Source organism: Tateyamaria omphalii, from assembly GCF_019802125.1.
Classification (GTDB): domain Bacteria; phylum Pseudomonadota; class Alphaproteobacteria; order Rhodobacterales; family Rhodobacteraceae; genus Tateyamaria; species Tateyamaria omphalii_B.
The window spans coordinates 67735-85700 of record NZ_JAHVHT010000003.1 but is presented as its reverse complement, the minus strand read 5'-3'; the positions used below and the strand labels follow the sequence as shown (position 1 = coordinate 85700).

The following is a 17966-nucleotide window of genomic DNA, read 5'->3' as shown; positions in this document are numbered from 1 at the left end:
TAGGGACGGGGCTTGGGCCATTGTGCGCGAACTGAGCCGGAGGATCCGATGCGCAAATTCCTGGTGGTGCTGGATGACAGCCGAGAGTGCCTGAACGCGATGCGCTTTGCCGCGATGCGCGCCAGCCACACGGGCGGTGGCGTTGCCATCCTGTCCGTGATCCCGCCCGATGAATTCAATCACTGGATCGGTGTTGGCAACGTCATGCGCGAGGAGGCCCGCGAGCGCATCCACGCCCATTTCGAGGTTTTTGCAAAGTGGATGCGCGACAAGCAGGGGATCGACCCCGAACTGGTCATCCGCGAGGGCCAGCCCGTGGATGAGATCATGGCGCAGGTCCTTGAAGACGCAGAGATTGGCGTGCTGGTTCTGGGTGCGGGCACAGACAAGAAGGGCCCCGGCCCGCTGGTCACACAGCTCAGCCGCAACGCAGGTGCCCTGCCCATTCCCATCACCATCGTGCCGGGCGATTTGAGCAAGGAAAAGCTCGAAGCGATCACCTAGGACGCCACCGCGAGGTCCCGCAGGTCCGGGGGCAACCGCCCGAAGCGGGCAACCGGGTGTGCTGTGGGGCCATAGCACTGCTCCACCGATCTGTTGCGCAGGTCGGGCATCAGCCGGACAAGGTCGCGGGTGGCCCGCGCGCCGATCGAGGCGAGACCCCAGGGGCCCGGATAGAAGCTTTCGCACGCCACCCCTTCGGCGAGGATCAGGTCATGGCTGTCGAGCAGCAGGTGGTGATAGGTCACCGCCCGAACCCCGTGTGCGACCCGCACGGCGCCGCCGTTGAGCCGGGCCAGGTGGCCCGCGCGCACAAGCTGTGTTTGCGCCCTGCCGGTGTTCAGCGCCAGCGCATGCTGGGCCGAGAGCCGCAGCGGCATGGCGTTGCCGAAGGTGCCGGCGGCGATGTGGACAGGCCGCAGCATCGGATTGACCGCGAGGTCGTGCCGGTCGACAGCACGCGTGCCGATCCAGCGGATAGGGCGCAGACCGTTGTCGCGTGTCTGGACCAGGTCACCAGGGCTCAACGCCTCGACCGGGCGGGGTCCGCCCGCAGTGGCGATGGCGGTGCCGGTCGTGAAACAGGGAATGCCCGCCGCGTTCAGTTGCTGGATGGACGACATCTGCGCGGGGCTCACCCCCTCGAGCACGATGGTTTCGCCCTCGGGAAAGGTCAGGCGCGCATTGCCGTTGCCGTCATCCGTGACCACCACGTCAAAGGCATTGACGGGCCGCCCCTCTGGCGTGCGCAGGTCCGAGACATCGAGCTGATCGTTGTAGGCCCCATCCCCGTCCGCATCGCCGATGTCGAAATCGGTGACAAATGTGTGCCCGTCCTGCGACTGGACAAAGGTGTCGTCACCCCCGCCGCCGGTGACCGTGTTGCTGCCGGTGCCCCCGTCTATGGTGTCGTCGCCATCCCCGCCCAGAATCGTGTCATCGCCAGAACCGCCGTCGAGGCTGTCATTGTCCTTGCCCCCGTCGATGCTGTCATTTCCAGCGCCGCCGTAGATCGTGTCGTCGCCCTGTTCGCCCCGCAGGCTGTCGTGGCCGTCGCCGCCATCGATATGGTCAGACCCCTTGTCCCCGTCGATGAAGTCGTCGCCCGACTCGCCCGAGATGGAATCGTCGCCATAGCCGCCTTGAATGCTGTCGTTGCCCGCACCGCCGTCGATCGTGTCATCGCCATCTTCGCCGTTGAGCGTGTCATTGCCGTCGCCGCCCGACAGAGAGTCGTTGCCATAGCCGCCCTTGACGCTGTCATCCCCCGCCCCGGCCTGCACCGTATCGTTGCCATCGCCCGCATCCACAGTGTCATGGTCCGCCCCGGTCCGGTAGTCGTCGTTATATGCGCCCCCGGTGTATTCGTTGCTTTCATCGGGATCGTCCGTCGGACCGACCAAGCTGTCATAGCGCGGTGCGTTGCCTGCGGTGACATCGTTCGGACCGGAATACGCATAGGCCGTTCCAGGCGTGATCGGCCCGTCGGCGACCCAGCCGGAATGCATCCCGTTGCTCTCGACCTTGTAGAGCGTGATGGTGTTGCCCTCACCATCGGTCAGGGTCCAGCTCTCTTCGAGATAGACCTCGCCCTCGGTCAGCTGGTTGCCGTTGGCGTCGTATTTCTTGGCGTATTGATCGCCGTCGCCCACTTCGTCATTGGCGTTGTCGCCATTGAACAGAACGCCGCCGTCATATTCCTCGATTTCGTAGCTGTACGCGTCCTCGCTCGCATCGAAGTCCGGGTCGAGCATCAGCTTGCCGTCCGGCGTGACAAAAAAGGCGTCTTGGGCGTAAGCACCCACGGTGTAATAGGAAGAGGACACGTTTCTTACTCGTCTTGACTGCGCGACACCTCCTTTTCCGCGCAAGTCCACAAAGCGCGGTTAAAAGGCGAATTTTAGAATTTAGAACTCTACAGAAGTGCCGCGCCCATCAGTTTAGAATCGTTCCAATCCTTGACACCGCGCCGCGCGACCCGCATATGCAAAGACAAGCTGCAGGAGCGCATCATGTTCATTCAGACCGAATCCACGCCCAACCCCGCCACGCTGAAATTCCTGCCCGGACAGACCGTGCTTGAGATGGGAACCGCCGACTTCCCGACGGCAGACGCGGCCGAGAAATCACCGCTGGCGCAACGCATCTTCGCGGTTGAGGGGGTCACTGGCGTATTCTTTGGCACTGACTTTGTCACGGTTACCAAGGCCGATGCGGTCGATTGGGACCATATCAAGCCCGCATTGCTGGGTGCCATCATGGAGCATTTCCAGTCCGGCCAGCCGGTGATGAGCGATGGGCACGCCCCGGCCTCGGGCCATGCCGAGCATGATGGCGAAGATGCCGCCGTCGTCGGCCAGATCAAGGAACTGCTCGACAGCCGGGTCCGTCCCGCTGTGGCGCAGGATGGCGGAGACATTACGTTCCACGGCTTTGACCGCGGCGTGGTCTACCTGCACATGCAGGGGGCCTGTGCAGGCTGCCCGTCTTCGACTCTGACGTTGAAGATGGGGATCGAGAACCTGCTGCGTCACTACATCCCCGAAGTGACCGAGGTACGCCCGGTTGCCGTCTGAGGCACTAACGGCCAGATGCTATTGCGGCACATCGCGGCTGACATTGGATAAGCCACCGCTGACGGTGGCTTATTGCCATTGTGAGGACTGCCGCCGGTGGACCGGCGCGCCCGTGGCGGCCTTTGCCGCGTTTGATCGGGCAGACGTGATTTCGCAATTGCCCAATGCCTTCAGTGGTGCGCCAGGGGTCGAACGTTGGACCTGCCCCACATGTCATGCCCCGTTGGCTGCGGCCTTCGACTATCTACCGGACCAGATTTACGTCCCCATTGGCATAGTCGACCAAGCGGACACCCTTCTCCCCGAAATGCACAGCCATGCGGGCAGTGCCCTTCCGTGGCTGCATATCGACGACGATCTGCCACGCGCTAATGCGTCGGCGCGCAAAGCACTGAACACGGCCTCGAAATGACGTCCCCTCTCATCCTTGGCTTTGACACCTCTGCGGCCCATTGCGCCGCTGCCCTTGTGCGCGGCGACGACATTCTGGCGTCCGTTGGCGAAGAAATGGCGCGCGGACAGGCAGAGCGGTTGATGAGCCTTTTGGAAGAGGTGCTGAAAGATCAGGGCGTGACATGGGCCGACCTGGATGCCCTGGCGGTCGGAACAGGGCCGGGCAATTTCACAGGGATCCGCATAGGCGTGTCGGCAGCGCGCGGGCTGGCGTTGGGTCTGGAATGCCCGGCCTATGGCGTAACAGGGTTTGATGCAAGGGACATGCTGGCGCCTTCCGGTATGACCGTGGCCATCCCTGCGCCGCGCGAGATGGTCTATGTTATGCACCACACCGGACCCGAACTGGTGCCAGCAGCCGATGTAACCGATCCCGCCCCCCATCCTGCGCCCGCCGAACTCGCCGTGGCGATCGCACGGTGCGCCGTGCGGCACTGGCCCGACAGGCCGACCGCCCCTGCTCCGTTCTACATACGGGCGCCGGACGCGGCCCCGGCGCGCGATGCGCCACCCGCCATCCTGCCATGAGCCCCGAGGCACTTGCCACCATTCACGCGGCCGCCTTCACGCAGGAGCGGCCTTGGGCGGCTGAGGAGTTCAGCGATCTGCTCGCGAATCCCCTCACCCATCTGGAAACGGCGCCGCATGGCTTTGCCCTCTGGCGCGGAATCGCCGGTGACGCGGAACTGCTTACACTTGCCGTCGACCCCGCCGCGCAAGGGCGCGGGATGGGTGCACGGCTGATGCAAGCGTGGATGTGTCAGGCTGCACAGACCTGCACGGACGCGGTTCTGGATGTGGCAGCGGACAACGTGGCAGCGATCCACCTATACCGACGCTATGGCTTTGAAACTGCAGCGAAACGGAATGATTACTACCGGCGTCCGGATGGCACAGTCGATGCACTGATCATGCGCGCGCGCCTGCCCTTCTCTGGTTCCAAAAAATCCTCGGGGGAGCTTCGCCCCTAGGGCGAAGTGGGGGCAGACAGCCCCCCTGCCCACCCATGCAGCATTGCGCAAGGTCAGGTCCGTTCACACTTGCCCAATCGGTCAAAAAGCGGTTGACGCTCCCTCTGCCCTGCGGCCTAATTCCCCATGATCTTTTGATCCCGGGCGTTCGGTGCTCCGCTGCCACCGCCCCAACCACGAAAAACTGGGAGACCTGATAATGACCATGATGCAGAAATTCCTTGGCGCGACTGCGGCCCTGGCCCTGTCCGCGGGTGCTGCGCTGGCTGAACCCGCGCTGATCTTCGATCTGGGCGGCAAGTTCGACAAATCCTTTAACGAAGCAGCCTTTAACGGCGCCAAGCGTTGGGCCGACGAGACGGGCAACAGCTTCCGCGAGATCGAGCTGCAGTCCGAGGCGCAGCGCGAGCAGGCCCTGCGCCGCTTTGCCGAATCCGGCGCCAACCCCATCGTCATGGCAGGCTTTGCATTCGCTGACGCATTGGGTCAGGTCGCGGCTGACTATCCAGACACCAAGTTTACCATCATCGACATGGTCGTGGATGCACCGAACGTGCGTTCTGTCGTGTTCAATGAGCATGAAGGGTCGTATCTGGTCGGCATGATGGCGGCCAAAGCCTCCGAAAGCGGGACCGTCGGCTTCATCGGCGGCATGGACATCCCGCTGATCCGCAAGTTCGCCTGTGGTTACGCGCAAGGCGTGAAAGCGGTGAACCCCGATGCCACCGTCATCGCGAACATGACCGGCACGACACCTGCGGCGTGGAACGACCCGGTGAAGGGCTCGGAACTGACCAAGGCGCAGATCAGCCAGGGTGCTGACGTGGTTTATGCCGCTGCCGGCGGCACCGGTGTGGGCGTGCTGCAGACCGCAGCCGACGAAGACATCCTGTCGATCGGCGTGGACAGCAACCAGAACTACCTGCACTCGGGCAAGGTTCTGACATCCATGATGAAGCGCGTGGACAATGCAGTGTACCAGGCATTCCAGGACGGCCCCGACATGGAAACTGGGTTCAACGTCATGGGCCTCGCCAATGGCGGTGTCGGCTATGCGATGGACGAGCACAACGCCGAACTGGTCAGCGATTCCATGAAAAATGCCGTGGACGAAGCGGCGACCCAGATCGCGAGCGGCGAGTTGACCGTGCATGACTACATGTCCGACGACAGCTGCCCGGCGCTGAGCTTCTAAGCTGCGCTTTTGACTTTGGGGCCGTGCCACATCGCCGTGGCGCGGCCCCTTTTCCAACCGAAGGCCCCCTGCCCATGACCGCCCCCGCCATTGAACTCAAAGGCATTTCCAAGGCCTTTGGCCCCGTGCAGGCCAACAAGGATATCTCGATCAGGGTGATGTCCGGCACCATCCACGGGATCATCGGAGAGAACGGCGCAGGAAAGTCGACGCTGATGTCGATCCTTTACGGGTTCTACAAGGCCGATGCCGGTGAGATTTTCATCTCGGGCAACAAGACCGAGATACCCGACAGCCAAGCGGCCATCGCCGCTGGCATTGGCATGGTGTTCCAGCACTTCAAGCTGGTCGAGAACTTCACTGTGCTGGAAAACATCATTCTGGGCGCCGAGGATGGTGGGCTTTTGAAGCCGTCCTTGTCGAAAGCCCGCAAGACCCTGCTGGACCTCGAGAAAGAGTATGACCTGAAGGTCAATCCGGACGCCGTCATTGAAGAGATCGGCGTCGGCATGCAGCAGCGGGTCGAGATCCTCAAGGCGCTGTACCGTCAGGCCAATATCCTGATCCTGGACGAGCCGACAGGCGTGCTGACGCCCGCAGAGGCCGACCAGCTGTTCCGCATCCTTGGCCGTCTCAAGGAAGAGGGAAAGACGATCATCCTGATCACACACAAGCTGCGCGAGATCATGGACATCACCGACACCGTCAGCGTGATGCGGCGGGGCGAAATGACCGCCACCGTCAAGACGGCCGAGACCAGCCCCGAAGAACTGGCGGAGCTGATGGTGGGCCGCAAGGTGCTTTTGCGCGTGGACAAAAAACCGGCGACGCCGGGCGATGTGGTCCTGGATGTGCAGAACCTGAAAGTTGTGGATGAACAAGGCGTTGAGCGCGTCAAAGGCATCAACCTACAGGTCCGTGCGGGCGAGATTGTTGGCATCGCTGGAGTTGCGGGCAACGGACAATCCGAATTGCTGGAGGTGCTGGGCGGCTATGCCGATGCCACGGGCACAGTAACGCTGAATGGCACCCCCATTGACCTGACCGGCAAGCATTCCGACGGACGCTCGCGCCGGGACCGGGGCATTGCGCATGTGCCGGAGGACCGGCAGCGCGAAGGGCTGATCATGGACTTTGCCGCGTGGGAAAACACTGCATTTGGCTATCACCGTGATGAGGCCTACACCTCTGGCCTTCTGTCCAACAACGCGGCCATCAAGGCAGACACGGCGGAGAAGATGGAGCGCTTCGATGTCCGCCCACCGCATCCGCATCTGGCGGCCAAGAACTTTTCCGGCGGGAACCAGCAAAAGATAGTGCTGGCGCGCGAGATTGAGCGAAACCCTGATCTGCTTCTGATTGGCCAACCCACACGGGGCGTGGACATTGGCGCCATCGAGTTCATCCACCAACAGATCGTCGCCCTGCGCGATCAGGGCAAGGCGATCCTGCTGGTATCGGTTGAGCTTGAGGAAATCCTCGGCCTTGCCGACCGTGTCGCGGTCATGTTCGACGGTCAGATCATGGGCGAACGCCAGACCGACGCGACCGATGAAAAAGAACTGGGGCTGCTCATGGCGGGTATCACCGACACCGACAAGCCGCATGACTTCGCCGAGATTGAAGCGAACCTCGCCCATGCACATGGCGATGCGTCGAAGGGGGCCTGAGACATGGATGTGATGCCAAAATGGGCCGAGGTGATCCTTGTTCCGCTGATTTCCCTGATCCTGGCCGCGATCCTATCGGCACTTGTGATCCTTGCCATTGGCGAAGACCCTGTGGCCGCCGTGAACCTGATGGTCACAGGCGCGCTCGGGTCCAGCTATGGCTGGGGCTATACCCTGTATTACGCCACGAATTTCATGTTCACGGGGCTGGCCGTATCCGTGGCCTTTCACGCCGGACTGTTCAACATCGGCGGCGAGGGGCAGGCCATGTTGGGCGGGCTTGGCGTGGCGCTGGTATTGCTGTTCATCCCTTGGCCGCATTGGACCGTTGCCTTGCTGGCTGCGGCCCTTGGGGCGGCTGTGTTCGGGGCACTTTGGGCCGCCATTCCGGCCTACCTGCAAGCCAAGCGCGGCAGCCATATCGTGATCACCACTATCATGTTCAACTTCATCGCGGCGGCTGTCCTGAATTACATGCTGGTGAACCAGCTGCGCCCACAAGGTGCGATGGACCCGGCCACGGCTCGCTTTCCCGAAGCGGTGCATTTGCCCAACCTGCATGAGGTGCTGGCCCCCATCGGGATCAACTTCTCGAAAGCGGCACCGGCCAATGTGTCACTGCTGATCGCCATTGTCGCCTGTGTCCTTGTTTGGCTGTTGATCTGGCGCACGCCACTGGGCCTTGAAATCCGGTCTTATGGCAAGTCTGGCCGGGCTGCGAAATATGCGGGTATCGGTGCCGTGCGGATCACCATGGTCGCGATGCTGATCTCGGGTGCGCTGGCGGGGATGATGGCCATCAACAACGTGATGGGCGAGGCGGAGCGACTGGTCCTGAACGCGGTTGAAGGTGCCGGCTTCATCGGCATCGCCGTGGCGCTGATGGGTCGCAGCCACCCGTTCGGGGTGTTCCTGGCAGCGATCCTGTTTGGCTTCCTGTATCAAGGCGGGGCGGAACTGGCGCTTTGGACATCGATCCCACGGGAGTTGATCGTGGTGATCCAGGCGCTGGTGATCCTGTTTACCGGCGCGCTCGACAACATGGTGCGGATGCCGCTTGAACGGATGTTCCTTGCGGCGCGCACCGCGCGTACGTCCAAATCGGTTGAACCGGCGGAGTAAGCACGATGGATTTTCTCGCCCTGTTCGACCTTTCTGTCCTCGACTCGACCGTGCGTCTGGCTACGCCACTTTTGTTGGCCTGTCTGGCGGGGCTCTTCTCCGAACGAGCTGGCATCTTTGACATTGGCCTAGAAGGCAAGATGCTGTTTGCCGCCTTCTTCTCGGCGGCGGTCGCTGCGATGTCTGGATCGGTCTGGTTGGGTCTGCTGGCGGGCATTGCGGCTTCGATGGCACTGTCCGGTATCCACGGCCTTGCCTCAATCACCTTTCGCGGCAACCAACTGATCTCTGGCGTTGCCATCAACTTTCTTGCGGCGGGTCTGACCGTTCTGATTGCGCAGGACTGGTTCCAGCAAGGCGGGCGCACCCCGTCGCTGATTGGCGGCGGGCGGTTCGAGCCGATCATCCTGCCCTTTGCCGAGGCGGCGCGCAGTGTGCCATTCATCGGACCGATCTATGCCGAGCTGATCTCGGGTCATTCGATCCTTGTTTACGTGGCGCTGCTGGCCGTGCCCGGCACTTGGTGGCTGCTGTTCCGCACCCGCTTTGGCCTGCGCCTGCGCGCGGTAGGTGAGAACCCCGCCGCCGTGGACACGGCGGGTGTATCTGTCGTTGGACTGCGGTTCGTGGCGGTGGGTATTTGCGGTATGCTGTGCGGTATCGCAGGGGCATACCTTGCGACCGGCCTGCAAGCGGGTTTCGTCAAGGACATGACGGCCGGTCGCGGGTTCATCGCGCTGGCGGCGTTGATCTTCGCCAAGTGGCGCCCCTGGCACGCGCTTTGGGCGACGCTGCTGTTCGGCTACCTGCAAGCGATAGCGCTGCGGCCCGACATCATCGAAGGCGCCCTGGGATTCCGCGTGCAGGTCCAATTGCTGGATGCGCTTCCCTACATCCTGACCGTGGTGATTCTGGCTGGGTTCGTGGGCAAGGCGATCCCGCCGCGCGCCGGCGGCGAGCCTTATGTAAAAGAGCGGTAACTGTGTGGTGCACGCATATTGTGCGCCACACAATATATCCAGTTTGCCCACAAACTTAGCCCCAGTTCGCTGCGGGGCGGCATGACATCTTGATTTCCCATCCGCCCCCGTCCTAACAGTGCTCATGCAAATCTACCTGCCCATCGCCGAGGTATCGGTCAACGCGTTCCTGCTTTTGGGCTTGGGCGGTATGGTGGGCATTCTTTCGGGTATGTTTGGCGTCGGTGGCGGGTTCCTGATGACCCCGCTGTTGTTCTTCATCGGCATCCCGCCCGCCGTGGCCGTTGCGACCGAAGCCAACCAGATCGTGGCCTCCTCTTTCTCGGGCGTATTGGCGCATCTCAGGCGCAAGACGGTCGATCTGAGGATGGGAACGGTGCTGCTGATAGGTGGCCTCATAGGGGCAGCACTGGGCGTGCTCTTGTTCAACTATCTCAAGTCGCTCGGTCAGGTCGATCTGCTCGTGCGCTTGTGTTACGTGGTTTTCCTTGGCGTGATCGGCGCGCTGATGTTCGTGGAAAGCCTGAATGCGATCCGCAAGACGGCCAAGGGCACGGCGATCCCCACGCGCAAGAAGCATGGGTTGATCCACAAGCTACCCTTCAAGATGCGGTTCCGGGTCTCAGGGCTTTACATCTCGGTCATCCCACCGCTGCTGGTTGGGCTGAGTGTGGGTGTGCTGGCCGCCATCATGGGCGTTGGTGGCGGGTTCATCATGGTGCCTGCGATGATCTACCTGCTGGGCATGCCGACCAAGGTGGTTGTGGGCACATCCCTGTTCCAGATCATCTTTGTCACCGCCTTCACCACCATGTTGCACGCCACCACGAACTACACTGTGGATGTGGTGCTGGCGGTTCTGCTTTTGGTCGGAGGCGTGATCGGCGCGCAAATCGGCACGCGGATCGGTGTGCGGATGAAGGCGGAGCAATTGCGTATTCTGCTGGCGCTGATGGTGCTGGCCGTCTGCGGCAAGCTCGCCCTTGATCTGCTGCTGATGCCATCCGAACTGTATTCCGTCGGCGCGGTGGAGGGGCACTGATGCTGCGCTGGCTGCTCATCGCTCTGCTCTTCGCCCTGCCCGTGCGGGCCGAAGAGGTTGTACTGGGGCTAAGCCAGGACGAAGTGGCAATCACCACCAGCTTTGACGGTTCGGAAATCCTGATCTTTGGCGCGGTGAAACGAGAAACCCCGATCCCCGAGGGCGAACTGGGTGTCATTGTGACCATTGCCGGCCCACCAGAGCCCATCACCGTCCGCCGCAAGGAGCGCCGGTTTGGGATCTGGGTCAATACGGATGCGGTTGAGATCGATGGCGCCCCCAGCTTCTACGCCGTGGCCACAAGCTCTCCTCTGGACGACGTACTGGGTGTTCGGGACAACCTGGAGCACAAGGTCTCTGTCCCTAGCATGTTGCGGGGGGTTGAGACGCCGAACACGGTGCTGGATGCAAGCGCCTATGTCACGGCCCTGATCCGCATCAATACGGATGCTGGCGCCTACCAATTGCTCGAGGATACCGTCGTTGTTGACGAGGATACGCTGTTTCGCACGCGCATCCGGCTGCCTGCGGCACTGACCGAAGGGGCTTATGAAACCCGGATCTTCCTGACACGCGACGGACAGGTTGTGGCCAGCTACGAGACTGCCATCGACGTGCGCAAAGTGGGTTTGGAGCGGTGGTTGTTCACTCTGAGCCGAGAGAACCCGTTCTGGTATGGGATCATGTCGCTCGCCATCGCCATTGCGGCGGGCTGGACCGCCTCCGCCGCCTTTTCATTGCTGCGCAACTAGAGACCGGTGCGCAGTGAACGCGCACCCTACGCCGGATCTTCGGATGCGAGCGTCAGCTTGGCCGCAGGTACGCTGCGCAGGTCATCGACCCGCAAAGGTCCTGTCGGCTTTGACAGTCTGTTGCGCACAACCCAGATCAACCGATCCTGCGCGCGTGTGATCGCGACATAGGCCAGACGCTTCCACAAGGGTTGCCCCGCCTCGGTCCGGTTCATCCGCGCCGCGGCGTAGAGGTCGGGGGCGAAGACCTGGACCGTTTCCCACTGCGACCCCTGCGCCTTGTGGATCGTTACCGCCGCACCATGGAGAAATGTTGCCCCCATACGGGCCGCGTAGGGGATAAAGGGCTCTTCTTCGTCGGGTTTTTCTATCTTCACGATGGACGCCGCTGACACCTGCGGGTCCTCGGCGCCGATGACATGCAAACGGGAGAAACCCGGCTTGCGCCCCTCGCCCAGATAGACGACCTGCGCGCCCTTGATCAGTCCGCGCGCTTCAAGATCGAGCCGCTTCTTGCGGTGTTTCAACGGTAATTCCAGGCCGTCGCAGATCAGCGGCTCGCCTTCGATCAGGCGATCTTCGGGGGCGTCGTAGACGGCGCGGAACGCATTGATCAGCCTGATGCGCGTGGCGTTGCGCCAAACAAGAACAGGGCTACGGGCCATCAGGTCCACTTCGACCCGCTGCCCCCAGACAACGCGGTCGTCTTTGCTGGCCGCCTCCTCAACCATCTTCTCGAAGCGGTAGAAATCGACTTGCGGGTCGGCAAGCGCGTGGGCGAGGTCGAGGATCGGGTTGTCCGCCGCCTGCCGGTGGATGCGGCCCAGATTCATCACCCGTTTTTCCGGCAGCTTGTCGAAGACCATCGCGCCGGACTGATTGACCGGTGCAAGCTGCGCAGGATCGCCAAACAGAAGCAAGGTCGGAAAGATGTCCTTGAGGTCTTCGAACTGCTTGTCGTCGAGCATGGAGGCTTCGTCGATGAAACCGATATCCAGCGGCTCCTCGCGCCGTTTCCAGCCGGTGATGAAGTCGCTGCCGCGCAGACCAGCCGCAGCGAGGGCTCCGGGAATCGACTTGTTGGTCTGGTAAAAGGCATGCGCGCGGTCGAGCGCCTCGTCCGTCAGCCCCTCGACCTTGGGCCGGTCGCCGTTGCCTGCAAGCCATTCGGCGATGCGTTCGTATTCGGGGTCGTAAACAGGGGTGTAAAGGATGCGGTGGATCGTGGTGGCGGGCACGCCGCGGAAGCGCAAAACGCTGGCCGCCTTGTTCGTGGGGGCGAGGATGGCAAGTGTCCGGCGGTCCTTGCGTCTGCGGGACTCGTAGTCCCCCGACACAACCTCGACCCCTGCCGCTTCAAGCGCTTTGTAGAGCTCGGAGAGAAGCAGTGTTTTGCCCGAGCCTGCTTTGCCCGTGATCGCCATAACGGAGGTGGCCGAGGATTTCGGCGGCGTGAGCAGAGAGTCGTCCAGGTCAATGCCAGCGCCGCGCAACATCTCGGTCACGGTGTCGAAGGCGGACGCCTGATCGTCGGAAAGGGCAAGGGCGGTGGACATGCCGCGACCCTATATCCGGGGCGCGGCAGGTGCCAGCGGGATCAGGCGCTGCGCGCGAGTTCCCGGCGTGATGTCGTGCCAAAGGCGAGGTCGAACCAGTGGCGTGAACGCTCCATGGGAACACCTGCCCGGTCAGCGACAGCGGCCGCCGCCTGCTGGTCGAAGTGCCACAGGCCCACACTGATCTGATCCCGGCCCTCGCCAGCACTCCCCAACACTTCGGGGGATGAGCCGATCATACGGTAAATGCGCACCATGCGCGCGTCGAACACGCCCACGAAGTGTTCGATACCGAAATTCTGCATGATTTCGCCGCCGCCCAGCATTAGCGCCGCAGCCACATGGCTACCCGCGCCGCGGGTCAGGCAGAAGCGGGTGCACTCCCAGATAACCGGGCTGGTGATGGGTCCGGAGATCAGATCGCCAAAGTGTTCGTTGACCATGGTGCGGCCTGTCGTGGGCAGGAACCGCATCGAGCCGCCGTGCGAGCCATCCGGCTCTTCCCAGATGACGTAGAGCGGGTTCAGATCGTCGTACTCGTCACGTTCATAGCCGTCCTTGTCGACGTGCACGTCCCAGCCCAGCCGGGTTTTAAACTGGTCCGCACGATCGCGGAACATGGTGCGGGCAAGTTTGGGGTGATCGCTCAGATCGGCAGCATACACGTAACGCAGCATTATTGGGTACTCCTTGTCAGACCGGGGCAGGCATGACCAAAAGACTACCGATGCGTGCGTTAACGTCCAGAAATACAATCGTACGGAGAGTTGCCGTGACCGGCAACACACCCCGTCATACCACGATCAATCCCCTGCTCATGGCCCGAGCAACGGCGTGCGTCGTGTTCATCGCGCCCAGCTTGAACCGGGCGCTTTCGATGTAGACGCGCAAGGTGTGCTCAGAGATCGACAACGTGTCGGCCACCTGTGCGCGGCTGTATCCCATTGCCAGAAAGGTCATCGCATCAACCTCGCGCGGGCTGAGCGCCTGGGATTGTTCGGGCGCACGATCCGGTTCGAATTCGAGCGCCTTTTCGTTGAACGTGTGTGCGATCAGGATCAGATCGCGGCGGTGCGCGTCTGTCCATGTGGCCCACATGTCATCGTCGCATGAGTGGCTGACGGTAAAGAGTGCGAACTGCCCGTTCGGCCCCCGTATTGGAACAGAAAATCCCTGGTTTCCGACCCCGTGAGCGATGGCTTCGGCCTGAAACGTGCGGGCGGGCTTGCTGCTCCAGTCCAGCCGTTTCCAATCGACCGGGTGAAAGCGTTGAAAACACCCAAGAATAACCGGATCGACACGCAGGTAGTTTTGCTCGAGATACCGGTCTCGCCATACGTCCGAATAGGTTCCGCAACCGTATTGATCCCCGGCGGAATCGACCCAGTGATACACCACGTGATCGACCCCATAGTGGTCGCGTATTTCCTCGGATGCTGACTGTAGGGCGGCGAGCCCCTCAGCTTGCTCCAAATCCTCCAAAATAGATTCCAACGGCTGCCTCGCCGTCGTGACGCTGACCATCTCTTGTTTCCTTCATCGCGGCGATCTCGGCCATTGCGACGATTGCGGTGTCGTCCAACTGCTCGGCAAGGGCGGGCATGTCGTTGGCGCGGGCAAATGTCTTAAGGTCCGTAAGAACGTCCAGTATCCAGTCACTTTTCATGGTCAGACTCACTCTCGAGTGGTTAATGAATGGTTAACACAACTATAGCATGTGTTAACTCAGCCTGAAAATTCACGTATTTCTACTCCCCAGAAATAGTGAGGCGGCATTTTCTAAGCCATTGATCCCCTTCAAGTCGGCTCAAAACGCAAAAATGCCCGCGAAACCATGACATGATTCGCGGGCATTTATACTCTTCTTAAACGTGTAAGACGTTAACGCCGGGCCTCCAGGGCATCCTCAAGCGTGCGCAGACCGGTCTTGGGCGCTTGCACCAGCACGGACATGTTGCCGGGCTTGTGCTCGTTGCGCAGCATTTTCATATGCGCTTCGCGCAGGTCGTCCCAGGCGAACACTTCGGACATGCAAGGATCAAGACGACGCTCGACCATCAGATGGTTCGCAGCGGCGGCCTGCTTCAGGTGCGCAAAGTGGCTGCCCTGCAGACGCTTCTGGTGCATCCACATGTAGCGGACATCGAAGGTGCAGTTGAAGCCGGTGGTACCCGCGCAGATCACGACCATGCCACCCTTCTTGCACACCAGCGAAGACACGGGGAACGTGCTTTCGCCCGGGTGCTCGAACACCATGTCGACATTCACGCCCTTGCCGGTGATGTCCCAGATCGCCTTGCCGAACTTGCGCGCCTCTTTCAGCCACGTGGCATATTCCGGCGTGTTGACCGTGGGCAGCTGGCCCCAGCAGTTGAAGTCCTTGCGGTTGATGACACCCTTGGCGCCCAGATCCATCACGAAGTCGCGCTTGGTCTCGTCCGAGATCACGCCAATCGCATTTGCCCCCGCAGTGTTGATCAGCTGGATGGCGTAAGAACCAAGACCGCCCGACGCGCCCCAGACCAGAACATTCTGGCCAGGCTTCAGGTCATGTGGCTCATGACCGAAGAGCATCCGGTAAGCAGTGGCGAGCGTCAGCGTGTAGCAGGCGCTTTCTTCCCAGGTCAGGTGCTTGGGGCGCGGCATAAGCTGCTGGGCCTGCACATTGGTGAACTGGGCAAAGGAGCCATCGGGGGTTTCATAGCCCCAGATGCGCTGGCTGTCCGAATACATCGGATCACCACCGTTGCAGTGCTGGTCATCGCCATCGTCCTGGTTGCAGTGAATCACAACCTCGTCGCCGACCTTCCAGCGCTTCACCTTGTCGCCAACGGCCCAGACGATGCCAGACGCATCGGAGCCAGCGATGTGGAAGGGCTGGCCGTGACCATCAAACGGTGAAATCGGCTTGCCCAGCGACGCCCAGACGCCGTTGTAGTTCACGCCGGCAGCCATCACTAGAACCAGCACCTCGTGACTGTCGAGCGTTGGCACGTCGACCACTTCGAGCTGCATGGCTGTGTCCGGCTCACCATGACGCTCGCGGCGGATCGCCCATGCATACATCTGCTTCGGGACATAGCCCATGGGTGGAATTTCACCCATTTCGTAAAGGTCTTTTTCAGGTGCGTCGTAGGACGCGATACCAGTGTCGAGTGCCATGTCAGCCTCCGGGGTTAGAAATTCTGTGCCGCAGCGCAGAATCGACTGCGTTACGGCTGAATATGGCTCGTCACGAAATAAAGCAACCCGCGCTTTGGTATTTTTGTAATTTTATGACTTTGCGCGCGCAGCATTGCCGATGGTGATGCTGTCAGGATACAGATCGTCGATGGAATTCGCGTAGAAGCGGACCAAAGGCTCTTCTTCGGGTTGCATGACCCATGCGTCCGATACCTGTTTCACCATCCCACGCACCTCCATATCGGTAAGAGCACGCAGCACACGGTCTCTCAGATCCTGATCGAGCAACGGGGGACGTGTGCCGCGCTTTGGTGGCATGGCGGCCTTGACCTCATGCACCAGATCCAGATCTGGGAGCGGGTCCGGCGACATCAGCAGCAAGCGGCACAGCAACGGCACGAAGGGCACCGGCATCACGTCCTGGATGCGGTCGCGCAATGTTTCGGCCAGATGATCAAGTTCGACATCGTCGCCGAGAGCAGCCAATGACACAGGTGGGCCAAAGACAACGGACGCAGTGCCAAACTTGCGGTACCGGCGGGTGATCCATTGCCAAAGCAGGCGCAGGATCGCGGCCATGACCACAGTGATGCTGACACCAAACCGCCGGTCGCCGCGTGCATCGGCCGCGATCAACACGCGATCCTCGAGCACGCGGTCGTAGTTGATCGCAACGGGGACAAAGACGACGTCGCGCTTGTCGGGGTCATAGCCGTCCACGACATAGGACAAGAGCCCCTTCTTGAGGGGCATGAGTTTGCCATTCACGCTCAACCCGCCTTCGGGAAAGATGGCCTGGGTCACGCCGCCCTCGGTTGCCATGCGCACGTAGCGCGCCAGCACCGCGCGGTAGAGTACGCCGCGCGACTTGCGTCGGATGAAATAGGCCCCCATGGATTTGATCAGCCGCGACAGCGGCCAAACCCGCGCCCATTCACCCACCGCGTAGCTAAGCGCGGACGCCTGCGCGGCAAGATACGTCACCAGCACGTAGTCCATGTTGCTGCGATGGTTCATCACGAAGACGACCGTGGCGTTAGGGTCCGCGCTTTGGATCTGCTGGTCGTTGTTCAGCCCGGTGCGCACATTATAGAGCGCAGTTGCAAGCCACCGAGCGGCCCGCGCGCCAAAGCTGAAATAGGCGAAGGCAGAGAAGCTGGGCACGATCTCGCGCGCGTAGCGGCGCGCCTGCTCGAAGGCGACGTTCTCTGGCACATCATGTTCATCCGCATACCTGACGATCGCTTCCGACACCTCGGGGTCATAGATCAGGCGCTGGATCATATCGTGCCGCCGCGCCAGCTTGAACGGCTCGATCGGTCGCGTCAGACGTTCGTTCAACTGCGCGACGGCCCGTTCCAGCCTGCGGCGAAAGAACCAGCGCACTGATGGGAACAGGAAATGCGAGGCAAAGGTCACGGCCGCGAACAGGAGGATCAGCATAAATAGCCAAAGGGGGAGTTCAACGGTCGTCATCATTGCGCAAACCCTCGCAGGCGTAGGGGGTGGGGGCAAGGGAAATGGGCTGGCCTTTCCCATGCCCTCACTCGAAAATGGCGACATGTATGAAGGGGATTCATTCCACACGCTGACCACATTGGGTCAGATCGGCCTTGTTGCCGTGTCACTGCTGTTTGCGGTGCTGGCGCTGGGGTTCACCTGGGTTCTGGTGCAACGGCGCCCCCTGATCATCCGTGTGCCGGTCTGGATCGTTGCCTTCATCACCTTCGTTTGGGCCTCTCCCCAAGGATACTATACCTACTACCGCATGATCTTTGACGGCTTGCCCGCGCAATCCGTGATCAAGGCCCCTCCGCCACCGGAGGAGGTTGTCGCCCTGCTCACTTTCACCGGGCCTGCGAGTTTGTCGGCCCACAGTATTGGCGTGCTGGGCTGGTTGATGTTCGTGGTCGCAGTCTGGCCGCAGCGCCGAAAATGCCGCAACGCAGCGGATTGACTGCGCCA

19 protein-coding genes are annotated in these 17966 nt (G+C 61.5%); 12 read left to right on the top strand and 7 right to left on the bottom strand.

The annotated features are described in order from the left end of the window. Window positions 1–48 precede the first annotated feature (48 nt). Window positions 49–504 (top strand): universal stress protein, encoded by a 456-nt coding sequence (locus tag KUV51_RS12840; RefSeq protein WP_222522046.1) that lies wholly within the window; start codon window positions 49–51, stop codon window positions 502–504. Here KUV51_RS12840 and KUV51_RS12835 read toward each other — a convergent pair. After that, entirely contained in the window at window positions 501–2327 is a 1827-nt protein-coding gene (locus KUV51_RS12835; protein ID WP_222522045.1) for a Hint domain-containing protein, read from the bottom strand. The two genes, KUV51_RS12840 and KUV51_RS12835, sit on opposite strands and share 4 nt — an antisense overlap. A gap of 186 nt (window positions 2328–2513) precedes the next feature. Between KUV51_RS12835 and KUV51_RS12830 the strand changes: the two genes are divergently transcribed. From KUV51_RS12830 to KUV51_RS12785, 10 genes are all read left to right on the top strand, one after another. Then, window positions 2514–3077 carry a NifU family protein gene (locus KUV51_RS12830; RefSeq protein ID WP_222522044.1) on the top strand — a complete coding sequence of 188 codons (564 nt, stop codon included), beginning with the start codon at window positions 2514–2516 and terminating at the stop codon, window positions 3075–3077. A gap of 43 nt (window positions 3078–3120) precedes the next feature. Next, window positions 3121–3489: a GFA family protein gene (locus KUV51_RS12825; RefSeq protein ID WP_261385839.1), complete on the top strand. Its 369-nt coding sequence runs from the start codon at window positions 3121–3123 to the stop codon at window positions 3487–3489. Further along, entirely contained in the window at window positions 3486–4058 is a 573-nt protein-coding gene (tsaB, locus tag KUV51_RS12820; protein WP_222522042.1) for a tRNA (adenosine(37)-N6)-threonylcarbamoyltransferase complex dimerization subunit type 1 TsaB, read from the top strand. The genes KUV51_RS12825 and tsaB overlap by 4 nt, the downstream gene beginning before the upstream one ends. Further along, window positions 4055–4501, top strand: coding sequence for a GNAT family N-acetyltransferase (locus KUV51_RS12815; protein ID WP_222522041.1), 447 nt, complete (start codon window positions 4055–4057; stop codon window positions 4499–4501). Before tsaB ends, KUV51_RS12815 begins: the two co-directional genes overlap by 4 nt. A 199-nt stretch (window positions 4502–4700) precedes the next feature. Beyond that, complete coding sequence (locus KUV51_RS12810; protein WP_222522040.1) at window positions 4701–5696, top strand: BMP family protein; 996 nt, start codon at window positions 4701–4703, stop codon at window positions 5694–5696. Window positions 5697–5770: 74 nt separating this feature from the next. Beyond that, window positions 5771–7366 carry an ABC transporter ATP-binding protein gene (locus tag KUV51_RS12805; RefSeq protein ID WP_222522039.1) on the top strand — a complete coding sequence of 532 codons (1596 nt, stop codon included), beginning with the start codon at window positions 5771–5773 and terminating at the stop codon, window positions 7364–7366. 3 nt (window positions 7367–7369) lie between these two features. Then, window positions 7370–8488: an ABC transporter permease gene (locus KUV51_RS12800; RefSeq protein WP_222522038.1), complete on the top strand. Its 1119-nt coding sequence runs from the start codon at window positions 7370–7372 to the stop codon at window positions 8486–8488. A 5-nt stretch (window positions 8489–8493) separates the two neighbouring features. Continuing rightward, window positions 8494–9468: an ABC transporter permease gene (locus KUV51_RS12795; RefSeq protein WP_222522037.1), complete on the top strand. Its 975-nt coding sequence runs from the start codon at window positions 8494–8496 to the stop codon at window positions 9466–9468. 124 nt (window positions 9469–9592) lie between these two features. Continuing rightward, the gene (locus KUV51_RS12790) at window positions 9593–10510 is read left to right on the top strand and encodes a sulfite exporter TauE/SafE family protein (protein ID WP_222522036.1); all 918 of its coding nucleotides are present in this window, start codon (window positions 9593–9595) and stop codon (window positions 10508–10510) included. Continuing rightward, the gene (locus KUV51_RS12785; RefSeq protein ID WP_222522035.1) at window positions 10510–11262 is read left to right on the top strand and encodes a TIGR02186 family protein; all 753 of its coding nucleotides are present in this window, start codon (window positions 10510–10512) and stop codon (window positions 11260–11262) included. Before KUV51_RS12790 ends, KUV51_RS12785 begins: the two co-directional genes overlap by 1 nt. 26 nt (window positions 11263–11288) lie before the next feature. On the opposite strand, the gene KUV51_RS12780 is transcribed toward KUV51_RS12785, so the two are convergent. The 6 genes from KUV51_RS12780 to KUV51_RS12755 form a co-directional block, all read right to left on the bottom strand. Next, window positions 11289–12818 carry an ATP-dependent RecD-like DNA helicase gene (locus tag KUV51_RS12780; protein WP_222522034.1) on the bottom strand — a complete coding sequence of 510 codons (1530 nt, stop codon included), beginning with the start codon at window positions 12816–12818 and terminating at the stop codon, window positions 11289–11291. A 41-nt stretch (window positions 12819–12859) separates the two neighbouring features. Then, window positions 12860–13495: an acyl-homoserine-lactone synthase gene (locus KUV51_RS12775; protein WP_222522033.1), complete on the bottom strand. Its 636-nt coding sequence runs from the start codon at window positions 13493–13495 to the stop codon at window positions 12860–12862. A gap of 115 nt (window positions 13496–13610) precedes the next feature. Beyond that, window positions 13611–14342, bottom strand: coding sequence for a helix-turn-helix transcriptional regulator (locus KUV51_RS12770; RefSeq protein ID WP_222522032.1), 732 nt, complete (start codon window positions 14340–14342; stop codon window positions 13611–13613). Then, window positions 14278–14484, bottom strand: a complete 207-nt coding sequence (locus KUV51_RS12765) for a hypothetical protein (protein ID WP_222522031.1) — start codon at window positions 14482–14484, stop codon at window positions 14278–14280. The genes KUV51_RS12770 and KUV51_RS12765 overlap by 65 nt, the downstream gene beginning before the upstream one ends. 215 nt (window positions 14485–14699) lie before the next feature. Beyond that, a complete protein-coding gene (gene ccrA / locus KUV51_RS12760) occupies window positions 14700–15980 on the bottom strand; it encodes a crotonyl-CoA carboxylase/reductase (RefSeq protein WP_222522030.1) in 1281 nt (426 codons plus the stop codon). A gap of 111 nt (window positions 15981–16091) precedes the next feature. Then, a complete protein-coding gene (locus KUV51_RS12755; protein WP_222522029.1) occupies window positions 16092–17480 on the bottom strand; it encodes a 1-acyl-sn-glycerol-3-phosphate acyltransferase in 1389 nt (462 codons plus the stop codon). Between the two features lie 58 nt (window positions 17481–17538). Between KUV51_RS12755 and KUV51_RS12750 the strand changes: the two genes are divergently transcribed. After that, the gene (locus KUV51_RS12750) at window positions 17539–17958 is read left to right on the top strand and encodes a hypothetical protein (RefSeq protein WP_222522028.1); all 420 of its coding nucleotides are present in this window, start codon (window positions 17539–17541) and stop codon (window positions 17956–17958) included. The last annotated feature ends 8 nt before the right edge of the window (window positions 17959–17966 follow it).

What these genes read in the sequence shown, in the direction of transcription:
- KUV51_RS12770 (WP_222522032.1), bottom strand. Translation starts at nt 14,342, where the DNA reads ATGGTCAGCGTCACGACGGCGAGGCAGCCGTTGGAATCTATTTTGGAG.
- KUV51_RS12810 (WP_222522040.1), top strand. Translation starts at nt 4,701, where the DNA reads ATGACCATGATGCAGAAATTCCTTGGCGCGACTGCGGCCCTGGCCCTG.
- KUV51_RS12775 (WP_222522033.1), bottom strand. Translation starts at nt 13,495, where the DNA reads ATGCTGCGTTACGTGTATGCTGCCGATCTGAGCGATCACCCCAAACTT.
- KUV51_RS12755 (WP_222522029.1), bottom strand. Translation starts at nt 17,480, where the DNA reads ATGATGACGACCGTTGAACTCCCCCTTTGGCTATTTATGCTGATCCTC.
- ccrA (WP_222522030.1), bottom strand. Translation starts at nt 15,980, where the DNA reads ATGGCACTCGACACTGGTATCGCGTCCTACGACGCACCTGAAAAAGAC.
- KUV51_RS12815 (WP_222522041.1), top strand. Translation starts at nt 4,055, where the DNA reads ATGAGCCCCGAGGCACTTGCCACCATTCACGCGGCCGCCTTCACGCAG.
- tsaB (WP_222522042.1), top strand. Translation starts at nt 3,486, where the DNA reads ATGACGTCCCCTCTCATCCTTGGCTTTGACACCTCTGCGGCCCATTGC.
- KUV51_RS12785 (WP_222522035.1), top strand. Translation starts at nt 10,510, where the DNA reads ATGCTGCGCTGGCTGCTCATCGCTCTGCTCTTCGCCCTGCCCGTGCGG.
- KUV51_RS12765 (WP_222522031.1), bottom strand. Translation starts at nt 14,484, where the DNA reads ATGAAAAGTGACTGGATACTGGACGTTCTTACGGACCTTAAGACATTT.
- KUV51_RS12780 (WP_222522034.1), bottom strand. Translation starts at nt 12,818, where the DNA reads ATGTCCACCGCCCTTGCCCTTTCCGACGATCAGGCGTCCGCCTTCGAC.
- KUV51_RS12805 (WP_222522039.1), top strand. Translation starts at nt 5,771, where the DNA reads ATGACCGCCCCCGCCATTGAACTCAAAGGCATTTCCAAGGCCTTTGGC.
- KUV51_RS12840 (WP_222522046.1), top strand. Translation starts at nt 49, where the DNA reads ATGCGCAAATTCCTGGTGGTGCTGGATGACAGCCGAGAGTGCCTGAAC.
- KUV51_RS12830 (WP_222522044.1), top strand. Translation starts at nt 2,514, where the DNA reads ATGTTCATTCAGACCGAATCCACGCCCAACCCCGCCACGCTGAAATTC.
- KUV51_RS12790 (WP_222522036.1), top strand. Translation starts at nt 9,593, where the DNA reads ATGCAAATCTACCTGCCCATCGCCGAGGTATCGGTCAACGCGTTCCTG.
- KUV51_RS12795 (WP_222522037.1), top strand. Translation starts at nt 8,494, where the DNA reads ATGGATTTTCTCGCCCTGTTCGACCTTTCTGTCCTCGACTCGACCGTG.
- KUV51_RS12800 (WP_222522038.1), top strand. Translation starts at nt 7,370, where the DNA reads ATGGATGTGATGCCAAAATGGGCCGAGGTGATCCTTGTTCCGCTGATT.
- KUV51_RS12750 (WP_222522028.1), top strand. Translation starts at nt 17,539, where the DNA reads ATGCCCTCACTCGAAAATGGCGACATGTATGAAGGGGATTCATTCCAC.